Source organism: Bradyrhizobium sp. USDA 3311, from assembly GCF_054062495.1.
In genome coordinates, this window is sequence record NZ_JBSSFI010000001.1 from 4063017 (window position 1) to 4077802 (window position 14786).

Sequence of the window (14786 nt, forward strand, 5' to 3'; positions counted from 1 at the left end):
CTTGGCGGCCTTCTGATGAGGCAAGCGCGCTGACGCGGAAATATTCCTGCATGTCGGTTTCGGCCGGGGGCCTGCGATGCAGCCGGGTATAGAGGGATAAAGGCCAGATCCTGCCCCTGCTTGGGCGGGAAGGTTTTTGCCGCAGGACTCACGCCGGCCATGCGATTCAGTTGTTCGTGTGTGCCTCGAACGAGGAGGCACGCCACGAATGTACGCTATCGGGTCGAACTCAGGCGAATCGAGCGTACCGAACTCAGGGTGCTGCTCAGCGGCGGCAAGCATGCGTCGCGCAAGCTCAAGCACGCACGGATTTTGCTGGCCGCCGATGGCGGAGCCAGCGATGAGGCTGACGGCGTTGGATCGCGACTAGACGCGGTGGAAACATCATCGTGCGAAAAGGATCGGCGTCATCGCAAGGACTATCCCGGTCTGAACGCACCCTGCGATCACGCCGGCTTGGAATAGCCGAAGGCGCCGCCACAGCCTCAAATGGAATTGGTGTTTTTGGCCGCCTGATCGAGTAGGGCGAGAAGTCCTTGCAAGATCGTGATGGGCGGCGGAGGACAGCCGGGAATATGTAGATCGACGGGAACCACCTGCGAGACCCCTCCTACCACCGCATAGCTGCCGGCAAAGCAGCCGCCATCCCGGGCGCAATCTCCGACGGCGACGACCCATTTCGGATCGGGGGTCGCATGATAGGTGCGCTCCAACGCGTCGCGCATGTTCTTCGTCACCGGTCCGGTCACCATCAACACATCGGCGTGACGCGGCGACGCAACGAACCGGAGACCGAAGCGCTCGACGTCGTAATAGGCATTGTTCAACGCGTGGATTTCAAGTTCGCATCCGTTGCAAGATCCTGCATCGACCTCGCGTATCGAGAGGCTTCGGCCGAGGCGCCGTCGTGCCGCGCGACCGACGGCAGTTGCGAGCTCGGTCACCGCGGCATCGTCCGGTGACGGTGCTTGCTCGGTGAACGGCCGGCGAAACAGGCTCTCAAAAAGCAGCTTGCGCATCTGGTGCCGTTCCTCAGAGATCGTGGCCCGAATAGGAGCAATTGAAGGATTTGTTGCAGAGCGGGAAGTCGGCGATGATGTTGCCCTCGATCGCGGCCTCTAGAAGCGGCCACTGAAACCACGACGGGTCGCGCAGATGGCATCGTTCGACCTTGCCATCCCGCAAGCGGAGCCAAACCAGAACGTCGCCGCGAAATCCCTCGACGATCGCCATGCCTTCCCGCGCCTCCCGCCGATGCCCCGCATGCGTTCCCAGCGGGCCATCGGGAAGCCGGTCCACTATCTGGTCGATCAGCAAAAGACTCTGTTCAACTTCGCGCACGCGGATCCAGACGCGAGCATTGACATCACCCTCGTTCAGGACCGGTACATCGAAGCGCAGTGCGTCATACGGCGCATACCCAAGTGTCCTGCGTGCGTCGAATGAGCGGCCGGACGCGCGGCCTACGTAGCCTCCAACGGCATACTGCCTAGCCAGAGCGGCCTTGAGTACGCCCGTATCGACAGTACGATCCTGTAGCGATGCCGTATTGTCGTAGAGCTCGACCAAAGCAGGAAAGCGCAACCGGATGGTATGCAGCGTCGTCCGGATGATTTCTCTCCCTTCCTCAGTGAGGTCGCGGGTCACGCCACCGGGTACGATGATATCACGCATCAATCGATGGCCGAAGGCGGTATCGGACGCGCGCAGGATGCTCTCTCGCAACACGCCGCAAAGGGCGTGCATCAGCGTAAAGGAGGCGTCGTTGCAGATTGCGCCGATGTCGCCGAGATGGTTGGCGAGCCGTTCGAGCTCTGCGAGCAAGGCACGCAGCCAAGCCGCGCGATCGGGCACGACAAGCTGTAAGGCCGCTTCGGCCGCTCGCGAAAACGCAAACGCGTAGGCGACTGTGCTGTCGCCTGACACGCGTCCGGCGAGCTGGACAGCCCGTTCAAGATTGGCTCCAGTCATGAGCCCCTCGATACCCTTGTGGGTATATCCCAGCCGTTGCTCCAGCCGGGCCACAGTCTCACCGCTGGCCGTAAACCGAAAATGCCCTGGTTCGATAATTCCCGCGTGCACCGGACCGACCGCGACCTGATGCAGACCGTCGGCCTCCACCGGCAGGAAATGATAGGGGGATGCCTTCGACAACGCGTTGATGCGGCTTCCCAAGGGGAAGCGAACGGCCCAACAGTCGTGATCGAGCCACGGGCGAGTGTCGGGCAACCCTTCCGCTGACAAACCAAACAGATCGTTGATGGCGCGCTCCAGTCGAAGCGCCGGCGGGTGGTGTTTTCCGACCGAAGGATAAGTGCGGTCGGGGCAATCCAGGCTGACGGTGGCGACTTCTGCCGTATGTCCATCCATAATCGCCATGTGCACCGTTGAGGGTTCTCCCCAAAGGCCAAGCAGGCTCCAGCGTCCATGTGCCAGCTCGCTTGCCGCAAATGTCCAAACGGAAGCATCGACTGTAGCTCGCGGCCACGGGCTGTGTTGTTGGACCGGGCGGCCCTCCAGCATGAGATCGATCAGCGATGGCATATCCTGTTGATCTCCAAACTATCCAAGAAGGCGTGCCACGTGTTGGAACCATGTGACGAGCGGCGCCGGAAGATAGAGTCCCGCAATCAGAACCAGCGAGAGATGGGCAAACATCGGCACGTAGGAAGCCTCGGCTGACTTGGTGCTGCCTCGAGGTTCGCCAAATGCGACGCTCGTCAGGCGCAACGTCAAAGCGCCAAACGCCAACAACAGCCCGAACACCAGCACGATCGCGAGCAGCGGCTGGCGTGCGAAGGTCGAGCTTACGACCAGGAATTCGCTCATGAAGATGCCGAGCGGCGGCAAGCCGGCGATCGCGACGACGCCCATTACCAGACCCCAGCCGAGCGCCGGATGGGTCGCGGTCAAGCCCCGGATCCGGGAGATTCGTTGGGTGCCCTTGATCTGCGATATATGCCCGACGGCGTAGAAGATCGCGGACTTGGTCAGGCTGTGCATCACCATGTGCAACAGCCCTGCGAAATTGGCGAGCGGGCCGCCCATGCCGAACGCGAACACGATGATGCCCATGTGCTCGATCGAGGAATAGGCGAACAGCCGTTTGATGTCGCGTCGGCGGTAGAGCATGAAAGCGGCGAAGAGGAGCGAAATCAGGCCCATCGTCACCATCAGGGGGCCGGGAGCGATTGCCGCCGGATTGGCGGCGAGCAATATCTTGAAGCGCAATAGCGCGTAGAGCGCGACATTCAGCAGCAGCCCCGACAGTACCGCCGATATGGGCGTCGGACCTTCGGCGTGGGCGTCGGGCAGCCATGCGTGCAGCGGCGCCAGACCGACCTTGGTGCCGTAGCCGAGCAGCAGGAATATGAAAGCGACGTTGAGAAGCGCAGGATCGAAATTCGCGGCATGTTGGATCAGAAGTGTCCAGACCATGCCGTCCTGCCCCTCGCCCATGACTGGACGCGCCGCCATATAGACCAGGATGGTACCAAACAGGGCGAATGCGATGCCGACACTCCCCAGAATGAAATATTTCCATGCCGCTTCCAGAGCGGCGTGGGTACGATATATGCCGACCATCAGTACCGTGGTGAGCGTCGCAATTTCCACCGCGACCCACATCAGCCCGATATTGTTCGACACGAAAGCTAGGTTCATGCCGAACATCATGGTCTGATACATGGCGTGGTAGAAACGCAGATAAACCGGTGTCAACCGCCCAGTCTCCAGTTCATGCGCGATGTAGCTGGCGCTGAAGATGCTGGTCGTGAATCCCACGAAGGTGTTGAGCACGATGAAGACGATGTTGAGATCGTCGACGAGCACGTACGGCCCCGGCGGCGGACGTTCGATGACGAACAACGAGAGGGCCGAAAGAAATGTCGCCAGGCTCGCCACGACGTTCAACCGGGCCGTCAGCCGGTAACCCGGCAGAACGGCGAGCAGCGCTGCCGAGCCGATCGGAATTACCAGGATGGCTGCGACCGAATCGAAGGAAGCTATGTTCATCGCCGTTCGCCCCGGTAGTCATCGAGCGCGGAGACGTCGACGGAATCGAAACGTTCGCGGATCCGGAACAGGAAGATGCCGATGACGATGAATGCGATCAGGATCGAGAAGGCGACGCTGATCTCAACCACCAGCGGCATGCCCTTGGCGCCGGTTGCCGCCAGCACCAGCCCATTCTCGAGCGACATGAATCCGACGACCTGGCTGACGGCGTTGCGACGGGTTACCATGACCAGAAGTCCGAGCAGCACGACCGACAAGGCAAAAGCGAGATCCTCGCGCGCCAATGGATCGGCCTCCGCGGTCACCCGCAGCATCAGCACCATTGAGAGGGCAACCAGTGCCATCCCGGCCAGCATGGTGGGGCCGATCCCCACGGCGGACTCGATGTCACGATGTATCCCAAGCTGCTTGACGATGCGATGCAGCGCCACCGGAATGACGATCGCCTTGAAGACGAGAGCGATTGCAGCCGTGATGTAAAGATGAGGCGCGTCCTGGACAAAGGCCTGCCAAGCGACGGACAGCGCGAGCACCAGGGCATGAAGCGCAAAAACGTTGAGCAGCGAATAGAGCCTGTCCTGGTACAGCATCATGAAGCTGATCAGGACGAGCCCGCCGGCCAGCGTGTGCGAGACGTCGAAGGAGAGGCTGTGCATCTGCATCAGAAGCTCTTTGACACGAACAGGAGGAGGGTGCCGAGCAGACCCAGCATGAGGGCCGCACCGAGAAATTGCGGAACACGAAAGACCCGCATTTTCGCCGTGGCGGTCTCGAACAGCGCGAGGAAAAAGCCGGCAACCGCGAGCTTGACGAGGTAGGCGACGGCGCCGATGGCATAGGAAAACGGCCCGGTACCGAAGACTGCTATCTTCCAGGGAAGGAACACGCACGCGATCAGCGAGACATAGAGCAACAGTTTGAGGAAGGCGCCGAATTCGATCATTGCGAGATGGCGACCGGAATATTCGAGAACCATCGCTTCGTGCACCATGGTGAGCTCCAGGTGCGTTGCGGGATTGTCCACCGGTATTCGCGCGTTCTCCGCGAGCGCCACCATGATGAGCGCGATCATCGCCATTCCCAGCGATACCCGTAAGCCGACATAGGACGAGGCCATGAAATTTGCGACCGTCGAAAGTTGGGTCGAGCCGGCAATCAGCGCCGTGCAAAATACAAATAGCAGCATCGCCGGCTCCGCAAGCGCCGCTATCATGACTTCGCGGCTGGAGCCGATGCCGCCAAAACTGGTGCCGACGTCCATCCCGGCGAGCGCAAGGAAGAAGCGTGCACTTCCCAGCAGCGCCACGATGGCAATCAAGTCCGCCGTCCAGTTGAAGAGGAGGCCGGTAGCGAACGTCGGCACCAGGGCGGCGGCAACCCAGATCGCGGCGAAGGTTACATAGGGTGTCACGCGGAACAGCCAGGAGGCGTTGTCCGCCAGCACCACTTCCTTGCGGAGCAATCGCAGGAGATCAAGATACGGTTGAAAGACCGACGCTCCCTGGCGACGCACCAGGCGGGCCTTCATCTTGCGCACAAAGCCGGTCAGCAGCGGCGCCAGCAGCAGCACCAGAAGCATCTGCATGCCTTGCACAAGAATGTCCGACATCACGACCATATCGCGAGAACCAGAAGGAGTGTGACGAGGGTCGCAAAGACCAGGCTGAGATAGCGCCGGATGGTCAGGAACTGTAGGCGATTGAGTTTATCGGCAGAGAAGCCAACGGCGCCTGCTATCGGCTCATACATTCGCTCCCAGATCAGATCGTGCAATTCGATTCGCAGGCGCGCTGGCCTGATATCCCCGGGGGGCGGCATCTCGACATGATCGCGGGCGTGGAACACGAGCGTACCGAAAACGCGGCGGATAGGCTGAGCGAAGCTTCCGCTCGAATATTGGGCCGCGGGTGTCGGATCGGAAAAGCCACAGCCCCAGGCCGGCCCCCGCCTTAAGGCACGAGAGGCAAAGCGATGAATAAAGACGACGGCCGCTGAAGCGGATATCGCGATGAACACCATAACAAGCAGCCCGTTGTATGAACTGCGACTCTCCGCAATCGGCGCGATCGAAAGCCAGGGTTCGTTGGCCTGGATCGGCATGCGGCCGCCGAGGATCTGCAGCGTGATCGGCGAAAGCGCGTCGATCACCAGCCCCGGCAGAATTCCGGCCAGCAAGCAAAGTGCGGCGAGGATGAACATTGCCGAAAGCGAGTAGCGGTCGACTTCCTCTGCGGTTTCCGCCGCCACGCCGCGCGGACGCCCGAGAAAGGTCACGCCGTAGGCCTTCACGAAACACGCCGCTGCCAACGCAGCCGCCAAGGCCAATAGAGCTCCGACCGCAGGCACGGTGATCTTCAGCGCCCATTGCGGCAACTCCGGGCTCTGCAATACAGCCTGGAACATGAGCCATTCCGAGACGAAACCGTTGAAGGGCGGAAGCGCCGAGATCGAGACACAGCCGACGAGAACGGCGAAGCTTGTGTACGGCATGCGATGAATGAGGCCACCCAGCTTGTCCATGTCCCGTTCGCCGGTCGCGGTCAGCACGGCGCCGGCGCCGAAGAAAAGCAGACTCTTGAAGAAGGAGTGATTGAGAACGTGAAACAGAGCCGCCGCAAACGCGAGCGCGGCCTGTAGTTTCAGGCCGTTGGCCTGGAAGGCCAATGCAAGGCCGAGGCTTGCGAAGATGACGCCGACATTTTCGATCGTACTGTAGGCGAGCAGGCGCTTGAGGTCCTTTTCCATCATCGCATACAAGATCCCCATTACGGCAGTGAGGCCGCCAAGAGAAAGCACGATCACACTCGCCCACCAGCTCGGCTGTCCCAGGAGATCGAATACCACGCGAATGAAGCCGTAGATCGCGACCTTGGTCATGACGCCGCTCATCAGCGCCGAGACGTGGCTCGGCGCCGCGGGATGCGCGAGCGGCAGCCAGACGTGCAGCGGCACCAGGCCGGCCTTTGAACCGGCGCCGAGCAACATCAGGATCAACACCAACGTGGCCACGTAGGGCGTATGTTGAGCCGTGCGAATGGCGGCAAATTCGTAGTCGCCCGCCGGCCCCGCCAAGAGGCCGAAGGCTAGCAGCAGGGCGAGCGTGCCGAAGCTCGCCATGACGAGGTAGACGTAACCGGCTTTCGCGTTGCCCGGTTCACGATGGTGCGCCATGACGAGCGCCCAGGACGCGAGCGACATGAATTCCCAACAAAGCAGATAAGAAAACGCATCACCCGCCAGCACCACAAGATTCATTCCTGCCAGGAAGGCGGGGAAGAAGGGCAACACGCGCTGCGGCGCCTCCTCATGATGACCGTAGCCGAGACCATAGAGGCTTGCCGATGCCCCTCCGAGATTGACGACGACGAGAAAGAACGAAGCCAGTCCGTCGAGGCGGAAATGGGCGCCAAGCCACGGCAATCCGATTGGCAGAATCAGATCGGCGGCGCTCGCGGTATCGCCCAGCAACCAGTGAATGGATCCTATCAACGCAATCGCAGACGCGGCTAATGTCGCGCCGTAGATGATGGTCGTGGCGATCGTTGAGCGGCTCAGAACAATCGCCAGAACTGCCGATCCAAGCATTCCGGCAACACACAGCATTTGCAAAACGACAGCCGACATTACCTGCGCGCCTTCATTCCGCTTGATGCTTTGTTCTCGATCTGATTGTTCAAATAGATTTTTGCCGATCCGGAATTGACTTTCAGCCGCACCCCGCGCCCCTCGGCGCTACTGACAGCCCCTTCGTCGATCAACTCAATGCCGGCGGTGTCGAGAGCTGTAATCAGCTTCACCAGCGAATCGACATTGCCCCGAACCATGGCCTCACTCGCCTCCATGCGCTGGATCGTTGGCACTGAAAGCCCGGACAGTTCTGCGAGCCGTCGCTGATCGATGCCGAGGAGCACCCTGGCCGCCCGCAATTGAGCCGCTGTGATCATCGATCGCCCCACCACCCGATTCGAGCGAACACCAAACGTCATCATTCTATCGTAACTAGTCATGTTATAATGTCAATATATGATAGTTAAAACATCTAATCTAAACGAAATGTCATCGCGGGCTGTCGGCATCCAATCCTGATGCGTCGGGAGCCAATATGAGTTCGGCACCCGCGTGCGAGCTCATCGACCATACGTTTGAGGTTGTCGTCGCGGGCGGTGCCGGTTTGCGCGCCACCCAGGGCGCCGTCGGGGGCGGGCCTGACGACCGCCTGCATCACAAGGTGTTTGCGACCCGCAGCGATACTGTCGTCGAACGGCTCGGGCCCGCAATGGCCCGGACGATCGATGCAGGTCGCCGCGTATCGTCGCGATTGTTCCTGACCTCGACATTCGCGTTGCCGCGCCTCCACCACGCCGCCGGACCGATCGTATGGCCACCTCGACCTTCGTCGGGGGCGACGAACGAGGGCTTGGCTTGCCCATTGAACAACGTTAGATGTAAGCGATCGTGTTATCCGTGGTTAAGTTGTTGTCTCAATCTGTTGCGCGAGTCGCGGGACCAGGCAAATCCTGCATGGTTCCCGGTTGGGATTCAGGCTGTTCTGGCTGGGTGTGAAGTCTGGGTCATGACCATTGCGATTGCGAAAGCGCCTGACGAGACTGCAGACATAACGAGCGGCAATGATCCTGATCTTCCGGCGTCGCTGCTTTCCTTCATTCTGGTAGCCAAATTCCTTGGCGTCCCGGCCGACGCTGGTCAGATCGCTCACGACCATGGCTCGCCGGGCGAGCGATACCAGCTTGAGGACCTCGCCCGGATCGCCAGGCGGCTGAAGATCGTCGCCAAGGTGAAGCCTGCGGCCACTGAGGCGCTTCACAAGGTCCCATTGCCTGCGCTCGCCGAATTGGAGGGCGGCGAAGCCGTCGTTCTGCTCAAGATCGACCAGCAGCAGTCAATCCGGAAACCGCCGGTGTCTATCTAGCCTGCATGATGGCGCAGGTCGATGTGCTAAAGGATCACGGCCATCCGTATTCGGAGATCGCAAATGAATCATTCATCGAGGCGGTCGACTCGCTCAATCCCTATATGAGCCATAACGGCGTGTCATACATGGTCGACAATTGCTCGACCACGGCGCGGCTCGGCGCCCGCAAGTGGGCGTCGCGTTTTGATTATATTCTGAAGCAACAGGCCTTCCCCATAATCGGGGGGGCCTCGGTAGGCGACAACACTCCGTTCGACAAGTTTCTCGCCAGCGATATCCACGAGGTGCTTGCGGTCTGCGCCGAACTGCGCCCGTCGGTTGATATCTCCTTAGTGCCGCGGTGAGATGCTGGACCGGGCCTCGCGCATATGACGTTGCGCCGTGGGCGCGGCGTTGTGGTCGGCCGGAAGGTCGGCCAGCCGTTTTCCACCGACTCTGTCTCCCCTCATTGGCTCGACGGGAAAGAATCCTTATGCGGCAAGACCGAAGCGCTCTGAGCAAGCTCGGTCAACATCACTTTGACGGCGATCCCGCGGACGTTCTTCGCTAGAGGCGCCTACGTGCTGTTCGTCTCGCGACGGCCTAGACGTGGATCGCGTGGCCGAGTGCCTTGAAGGCCGCTTCCTGAATTGCTTCGCCCAGCGTGGGATGCGCGTGGATCGTGCCGGCGATGTCCTGCAGGACCGCGCCCATCTCGATCGCCAGGCCGAATGCGGCAGAAAGCTCCGAGACGCCCTGTCCAACCGCCTGGATACCGAGAACGCGTTGATTGTCGGCCCTGGCGACGACGCGCACAAAGCCGGGCTCGCTATGGCGCGTCATCGCGCGGCCATTGGCTGCAAAGGGAAATTGTCCAACCTTGATGTTGATGCCGGCCCGGCGAGCCTCGTCCGGTGACAAGCCCGCGGAGACGATCTCAGGATCGGTGAAGCAGATCGCCGGGATGCAGCGCTTGTCCCACGCGCGTGGCATGCCGGCTGCGATTTCCGCCACCATCTCGCCCTGCGCCATGGCGCGATGGGCCAGCATCGGCTCTCCCGTGACATCGCCGATCGCGTAGATGCCGCGCATCGAGGTCTCGCAATGCTGGCCGATACGGATGAAGCAACCATCCATGTCGAGGACGAGTTGCTCCAGCCCCAATACCTCGGTGACCGGCGTGCGCCCGACCGTGACGAGAATCTTGTCAGCCGTCAGGCTGCGCTCCTGGCCATCGGGCGTCTCGACGCGCAATCCGTCGCCCTGAGCGGTCAGGCCGAGCGCCCGGGCACCGGTCAGCACCTCGACGCCGAGCGCGGTCAAGCGTCTGGCGATCGGAGCCGTCAACTCGACGTCGTAGAGCGGCAGGATGTTGTTCTGGGCTTCCACCACGGCAACCTTGCTCCCCAGCTTGGCGAAGGCGGTCCCGAGCTCGAGCCCGATATAGCCGCCGCCGACGACAACGAGGGATTTTGGCACCTCCGCGAGCGAGAGTGCACCGGTCGAGGAGATGACCCTGCCGCCGAACGGCAGGGTCGGCAGCTCGACAGGAGCCGAGCCGGTCGCGATCACCACCGTCTCGGCCTTGATCGTCTTCGGGCCGGTCTCGGTCTCGACGACGATCGTCTTGCCGTCGCGGAAGCGTCCATGGCCCTGGACGATCTTGACCTTGGCCTTGCGGAGCAGCGCAGCGACGCCGTTGTTCAGCCGATGAACGATACCGTCCTTCCAGGCGATCGCCTGCTTGAAGTCGAGAGCAGGTTGCGCCGCCGTCAGGCCAAAGGGGGTCTTGCCATCAGCTGCCTCCGCCAGCTTCTCGAATTCCTCGGCAACATGAATCATCGCCTTCGAAGGAATGCAGCCGACGTTCAGGCAGCTTCCGCCGAGCTTGCCGCGTTCGACGAGAACGGTGTCGAGGCCGAGCTGGCCGGCGCGGATCGCGCACACATAGCCGCCGGGCCCGGCACCGACTACGAGGAGCTGACAGGTGATTTCGGTCATTGCTTGCTCTGCCTTAGGGGTCGACGAAGATCGTCGCCGGGTTCTCCAGCAGCTCCTTGAGCCTCTGCACGAAGACGGCGGCGTCCCATCCGTCGATGACGCGGTGATCGAAGCTGCAGGAGAGGTTCATCATCTTGCATGGCACGAACTGCGTGCCGTCCCAGACTGGACGTATCGCGATCTTGTTGACGCCGACGATGGCGACCTCGGGATGATTGATCACCGGCGTGGTCGCAAGGCCGCCGAGCGCGCCGAGCGAGGTGATGGTGATTGTCGAGCCGGTCAGCTCCTCGCGCGTCGCGGTGCCCTCGCGGGCGCGCTGCGCGAGACGGTTCAGCTCGATGCTGCAGTCCCGGAGGTCGCGCGCCTCCGCATGCTTCACCACGGGCACGACGAGGCCTGACGGAGTCTGGGTTGCGATGCCGATATGGATGCCGGCATGCTCGTGGACGATGCCGGCCTCGTCGTCATAGAGTGCGTTGAGCGCGGGCTGCTCGGTAAGCGCCTTGACCATCGCCCGCATCAGGAACGGCAGCAGCGTGAGCTTCGGGTGCTCCGGCGCGGGTTTCCTGTTCAGCGTCGCGCGCAGATCCTCCAGCGGCGAGACGTTGACCTCCTCGATGATGGTGATGTGCGGGATGCGAGACTTCGAGAGCGCCATCTTCTCCGCAATGCGGCGGCGCAAGCCCACCACCTTGACGTCGGTGACGGCGGTCTTCGGAGCCATGCCGCGACCATGGGCCGGCGCCGGCCCGCGCGACAGGAAGGCGTCGATGTCCTCGTGGGTGATGCGTCCGGCGGGGCCTGTACCGTGGACCTGGCGCAGGTCGATGCCGGCTTCCCGCGCCTTGAGGCGTATGGCGGGCGAGGCCAGCGGCTTCTCGCCCGGCGTGCGGCGGACCGCAGATGTGGTCGCCGGCCGGGCCTCGATGGCCGCGGGGCGGATGCGGGCAGGGGGCGTTGGCACAGCATCCGGGGTTTCGGCGTTCGTCGCGGCCGATGGTGTGGCGACGTCTTCCGTCGGTGCCTCGTCTGCCGGCTCCGAGGCATCATCGCCTGCGACCTTGAGCTTCACGAGCGTCGAGCCGATCGCCACCGCATCGCCAATCCGGGCGCCGATCCAGCTGACCTCGCCCGCGAGCGGCGAGGGAATCTCGACCGAGGCCTTGTCGGTCATCACGGTGGCGAGCAGGTCGTCCTCGCGAACAAGATCGCCCTCCTTGACGTGCCACTCGACGAGTTCTGCTTCGGCGATGCCTTCCCCGATATCCGGAAGCTTGACGCTGCGCTCACCCATCAGCGTGTCTCCATGAGGTCGCGCAGCGCTTGCCCGAGCCTGATAGGACCGGGGAAATAGTCCCATTCCTGGGCATGCGGGTAGGGCGTGTCCCAGCCGGTGACGCGCATCACCGGCGATTCGAGATGATAGAAGCAGTGCTCCTGCACCAGCGCCGTGAGCTCCGCGCCGAAGCCGGAGGTCAGGGTTGCTTCGTGCAGCACGATGCAGCGGCCGGTCCTGGCGACGGAAGCGATGATCGTCTCGAGATCGAGCGGAAGCAGAGTGCGCAGGTCGATCACCTCGGCATCGACGCCCGTCTCCTCGACCGCCGCCAGCGCGACGTGAACCATGGTGCCGTACGTCAGGACGGTGACGGCCTCTCCGGCGCGCCGCGTCACCGCCTTGCCGAGCGGCGTGGTGTAGTGTCCCTCCGGCACTTCGGAGAGCTCATGTTTGGCCCATGCGGTGACCGGGCGATCGTGATGACCGTCGAACGGGCCGTTGTAGAGCCGCTTTGGCTCCAGAAAGATGACGGGATCCGGATCCTCGATGGCCGCGATCAGAAGGCCCTTCGCATCATGGGGATTGGACGGCACTACGGTCTTCAGTCCCGCGACATGGGTGAAGAGTGCCTCGGGGCTCTGGCTGTGGGTCTGTCCACCGAAAATGCCTCCGCCGGTCGGCATGCGGATGACGAGGGGGCAGGTGAAGTCGCCAGCCGAACGATAGCGCAGGCGAGCTGCCTCCGAGACGATCTGGTCGTAGGCCGGATACATGTAATCGGCGAACTGAAGCTCGACGCAGGGGCGCAGTCCATAAGCGGCCATGCCGATCGCGGTGCCGACGATGCCGCATTCGCTGATCGGCGCATCGAAACAGCGCGAGACGCCGTACTTCTGCTGCAGGCCCTGCGTGCAGCGGAACACGCCGCCGAAAAAACCGACGTCCTCGCCATAGACCACGACGTCGTCGTTGCGAGCCATCGAGACGTCGAGCCCCGAGCGGATTGCCTCGATCATCGTCATGCGCGGCATGGCTCAGACTCCGATCTGCTGGCGCTGCCGACGCAGATGCGGCGGTAGTTCGGCATAGACATCCTCGAAGATATCGCGCGCCGAGGGCTTACCGCCGGAATGCAGGGTGCCGAAGGCCTCGGCTTCCTTCTGCGCGGCGATGACGGTGGCAAGAATCTCGGCCTCGGTCTGCTTGTGGCGCTCCTCCGACCAGGCGCCGGCTGCGATGAGATGCTGCTTGAGCCGGATCACGGGATCGCCCAGCGGCCACTCCTCGGATTCGTGCTTCGGCCGGTAAGCGGAAGGATCATCCGACGTCGAATGGGCGCCGGCGCGGTAAGTGACGTATTCGATCAGTGTTGGCCCGAGGTTGAGCCGCGCCCGCTCGATCGCCCACTTTGCGACGGCATAGGTCGCGAGATAGTCGTTGCCGTCAACCCTGAGCGCGGGGATGCCGAAGCCGAGGCCGCGCGCCGCGAAGGTGCCCGAGCCGCCACGCGCGATGCCCTGGAAGGTCGAGATGGCCCACTGGTTGTTGACCACGTTGAGGACGACCGGCGCCTTGTAGGTCGAGGCGAAGACAAGCGCCGCATGGAAATCCGATTCCGCCGTCGAGCCGTCGCCGATCCAGGCGGCGGCAATGCGGTTGTCGCGCTTGATCGCCGACGCCATGGCCCAGCCGACCGCCTGGACGAACTGCGTGGCGAGGTTGCCCGAAATCGAAAAGAAGCCGTGCTTTTTCGAGGAGTACATCACGGGCAATTGCCGGCCCTTTAGCGGATCATGCTCATTGGAATAGATCTGACACATCATGTCGACGAGCGGATAGTCATGCGCGATCAGCAGGCCGGCCTGACGGTAGGTCGGGAAGTTCATGTCGTCGGGGCCGAGCGCGATGCGGAACGCGCAGCTCACCGCTTCCTCGCCGGTGTGCTGCATGTAGAAAGACGTCTTGCCCTGACGTTGCGCCATCTGCATGCGCGCGTCGAACGTGCGCAGGGTCATCATGTGGCGCAGGCCGGCGACCAGTTCGTCCAGGGAGAGGTCCGGCACCCATGGCCCGATTGCCCGGCCCTCGTGATTGAGCACGCGGATGATCGAGTAGGCGAGGTCACGAATCTCCTCAGGGAGCACGTCGACCGGCGGGCGCCGGACTGAGCCTGCCTTCGGAATCGAGACGCCGGAGAAATCCGGCTTGCCCCCCGGACGGCTTGCAGGCTCCGGAACGTGAAAGCGAAGTGGCGTGGGGCTGTTCATGGAAGCATCCGCTCGTTTGCCGGTTCTGCAGAGACAACGCCTGGCCGACCGGATTCCTCGCGCGCGAGCCCCACGACGCGAAGGTCCGTGATCGCCGGATGGCGCGACAGCCGTTCCGCGATGTCAGCGCAATCGGCCGACGGCTGGACTTCAAGGACCATCCGTATCGTCCGGCCGCCACCGGGGCAGGTCGTCATCGCGACCTGGTCGAGGCCGAAGCCGAACCGCGCCGCGTCGAGGACGAGCCGAACGATCCCGTCAAAGGGGTCGGATGTGGTGGCGATCACGCTGACGGATCGGCGCTGTT

At 62.5% G+C, this 14786-nt stretch carries 15 protein-coding genes; 3 read left to right on the forward strand and 12 right to left on the reverse strand.

Features of this window, described 5'->3' with window-relative positions; genetic code table 11:
* The first annotated feature begins 258 nt into the window (after positions 1 to 258).
* A complete protein-coding gene (locus ACVWW6_RS19260; protein WP_371740512.1) occupies positions 259 to 465 on the forward strand; it encodes a hypothetical protein in 207 nt (68 codons plus the stop codon).
* A 20-nt stretch (positions 466 to 485) separates the two neighbouring features.
* On the opposite strand, the gene ACVWW6_RS19265 is transcribed toward ACVWW6_RS19260, so the two are convergent.
* From ACVWW6_RS19265 to ACVWW6_RS19295, 7 genes are read right to left on the reverse strand one after another with little or no spacing between them, the layout of a single operon-like run.
* Positions 486 to 1019, reverse strand: coding sequence for an NADH-quinone oxidoreductase subunit B family protein (locus ACVWW6_RS19265; RefSeq protein WP_161533784.1), 534 nt, complete (start codon positions 1017 to 1019; stop codon positions 486 to 488).
* A gap of 13 nt (positions 1020 to 1032) precedes the next feature.
* Positions 1033 to 2544: a hydrogenase large subunit gene (locus ACVWW6_RS19270; RefSeq protein ID WP_161533785.1), complete on the reverse strand. Its 1512-nt coding sequence runs from the start codon at positions 2542 to 2544 to the stop codon at positions 1033 to 1035.
* Between the two features lie 18 nt (positions 2545 to 2562).
* Complete coding sequence (locus tag ACVWW6_RS19275) at positions 2563 to 4014, reverse strand: hydrogenase 4 subunit F (protein WP_161533786.1); 1452 nt, start codon at positions 4012 to 4014, stop codon at positions 2563 to 2565.
* Entirely contained in the window at positions 4011 to 4673 is a 663-nt protein-coding gene (locus tag ACVWW6_RS19280) for a hydrogenase-4 component E (protein WP_027548289.1), read from the reverse strand. Before ACVWW6_RS19280 ends, ACVWW6_RS19275 begins: the two co-directional genes overlap by 4 nt.
* A 5-nt stretch (positions 4674 to 4678) precedes the next feature.
* Positions 4679 to 5635 (reverse strand): respiratory chain complex I subunit 1 family protein, encoded by a 957-nt coding sequence (locus ACVWW6_RS19285; protein ID WP_028176117.1) that lies wholly within the window; start codon positions 5633 to 5635, stop codon positions 4679 to 4681.
* Complete coding sequence (hyfB, locus tag ACVWW6_RS19290) at positions 5626 to 7641, reverse strand: hydrogenase 4 subunit B (protein ID WP_456681249.1); 2016 nt, start codon at positions 7639 to 7641, stop codon at positions 5626 to 5628. The genes ACVWW6_RS19285 and hyfB overlap by 10 nt, the downstream gene beginning before the upstream one ends.
* Positions 7641 to 7961: a helix-turn-helix domain-containing protein gene (locus tag ACVWW6_RS19295; protein WP_028176116.1), complete on the reverse strand. Its 321-nt coding sequence runs from the start codon at positions 7959 to 7961 to the stop codon at positions 7641 to 7643. The genes hyfB and ACVWW6_RS19295 overlap by 1 nt, the downstream gene beginning before the upstream one ends.
* Positions 7962 to 8119: 158 nt before the next feature.
* Between ACVWW6_RS19295 and ACVWW6_RS19300 the strand changes: the two genes are divergently transcribed.
* Positions 8120 to 8947, forward strand: coding sequence for a cysteine peptidase family C39 domain-containing protein (locus tag ACVWW6_RS19300; protein WP_202633246.1), 828 nt, complete (start codon positions 8120 to 8122; stop codon positions 8945 to 8947).
* Positions 8948 to 8952: 5 nt separating this feature from the next.
* Entirely contained in the window at positions 8953 to 9294 is a 342-nt protein-coding gene (locus tag ACVWW6_RS19305; protein ID WP_456681250.1) for a hypothetical protein, read from the forward strand.
* A gap of 238 nt (positions 9295 to 9532) precedes the next feature.
* Here the strand turns inward: ACVWW6_RS19305 and lpdA are convergent, their stop codons facing one another.
* From lpdA to ACVWW6_RS19330, 5 genes are read right to left on the reverse strand one after another with little or no spacing between them, the layout of a single operon-like run.
* On the reverse strand, positions 9533 to 10930 hold the full coding sequence (gene lpdA, locus ACVWW6_RS19310; RefSeq protein ID WP_161533788.1) for a dihydrolipoyl dehydrogenase: 1398 nt from the start codon (positions 10928 to 10930) through the stop codon (positions 9533 to 9535).
* Positions 10931 to 10943: 13 nt separating this feature from the next.
* Positions 10944 to 12227, reverse strand: coding sequence for a dihydrolipoamide acetyltransferase family protein (locus tag ACVWW6_RS19315; RefSeq protein WP_161533789.1), 1284 nt, complete (start codon positions 12225 to 12227; stop codon positions 10944 to 10946).
* A complete protein-coding gene (locus ACVWW6_RS19320; RefSeq protein ID WP_161533790.1) occupies positions 12227 to 13243 on the reverse strand; it encodes an alpha-ketoacid dehydrogenase subunit beta in 1017 nt (338 codons plus the stop codon). The genes ACVWW6_RS19315 and ACVWW6_RS19320 overlap by 1 nt, the downstream gene beginning before the upstream one ends.
* A gap of 3 nt (positions 13244 to 13246) precedes the next feature.
* Positions 13247 to 14479: a 3-methyl-2-oxobutanoate dehydrogenase (2-methylpropanoyl-transferring) subunit alpha gene (locus ACVWW6_RS19325; RefSeq protein ID WP_028176113.1), complete on the reverse strand. Its 1233-nt coding sequence runs from the start codon at positions 14477 to 14479 to the stop codon at positions 13247 to 13249.
* A complete protein-coding gene (locus ACVWW6_RS19330; protein ID WP_244647664.1) occupies positions 14476 to 14766 on the reverse strand; it encodes a hypothetical protein in 291 nt (96 codons plus the stop codon). The genes ACVWW6_RS19325 and ACVWW6_RS19330 overlap by 4 nt, the downstream gene beginning before the upstream one ends.
* Positions 14767 to 14786 lie beyond the last annotated feature (20 nt).

Bases quoted from the DNA above. Each gene is read 5' to 3' on its own strand.
- ACVWW6_RS19270 (WP_161533785.1), bottom strand. From the start codon at position 2,544: ATGCCATCGCTGATCGATCTCATGCTGGAGGGCCGCCCGGTCCAACAA.
- ACVWW6_RS19320 (WP_161533790.1), bottom strand. From the start codon at position 13,243: ATGCCGCGCATGACGATGATCGAGGCAATCCGCTCGGGGCTCGACGTC.
- ACVWW6_RS19295 (WP_028176116.1), bottom strand. From the start codon at position 7,961: ATGATCACAGCGGCTCAATTGCGGGCGGCCAGGGTGCTCCTCGGCATC.
- ACVWW6_RS19280 (WP_027548289.1), bottom strand. From the start codon at position 4,673: ATGCACAGCCTCTCCTTCGACGTCTCGCACACGCTGGCCGGCGGGCTC.
- ACVWW6_RS19265 (WP_161533784.1), bottom strand. From the start codon at position 1,019: ATGCGCAAGCTGCTTTTTGAGAGCCTGTTTCGCCGGCCGTTCACCGAG.
- hyfB (WP_456681249.1), bottom strand. From the start codon at position 7,641: ATGTCGGCTGTCGTTTTGCAAATGCTGTGTGTTGCCGGAATGCTTGGA.
- ACVWW6_RS19315 (WP_161533789.1), bottom strand. From the start codon at position 12,227: ATGGGTGAGCGCAGCGTCAAGCTTCCGGATATCGGGGAAGGCATCGCC.
- ACVWW6_RS19325 (WP_028176113.1), bottom strand. From the start codon at position 14,479: ATGAACAGCCCCACGCCACTTCGCTTTCACGTTCCGGAGCCTGCAAGC.
- ACVWW6_RS19305 (WP_456681250.1), top strand. From the start codon at position 8,953: ATGATGGCGCAGGTCGATGTGCTAAAGGATCACGGCCATCCGTATTCG.
- ACVWW6_RS19285 (WP_028176117.1), bottom strand. From the start codon at position 5,635: ATGGTCGTGATGTCGGACATTCTTGTGCAAGGCATGCAGATGCTTCTG.
- lpdA (WP_161533788.1), bottom strand. From the start codon at position 10,930: ATGACCGAAATCACCTGTCAGCTCCTCGTAGTCGGTGCCGGGCCCGGC.
- ACVWW6_RS19300 (WP_202633246.1), top strand. From the start codon at position 8,120: ATGAGTTCGGCACCCGCGTGCGAGCTCATCGACCATACGTTTGAGGTT.
- ACVWW6_RS19275 (WP_161533786.1), bottom strand. From the start codon at position 4,014: ATGAACATAGCTTCCTTCGATTCGGTCGCAGCCATCCTGGTAATTCCG.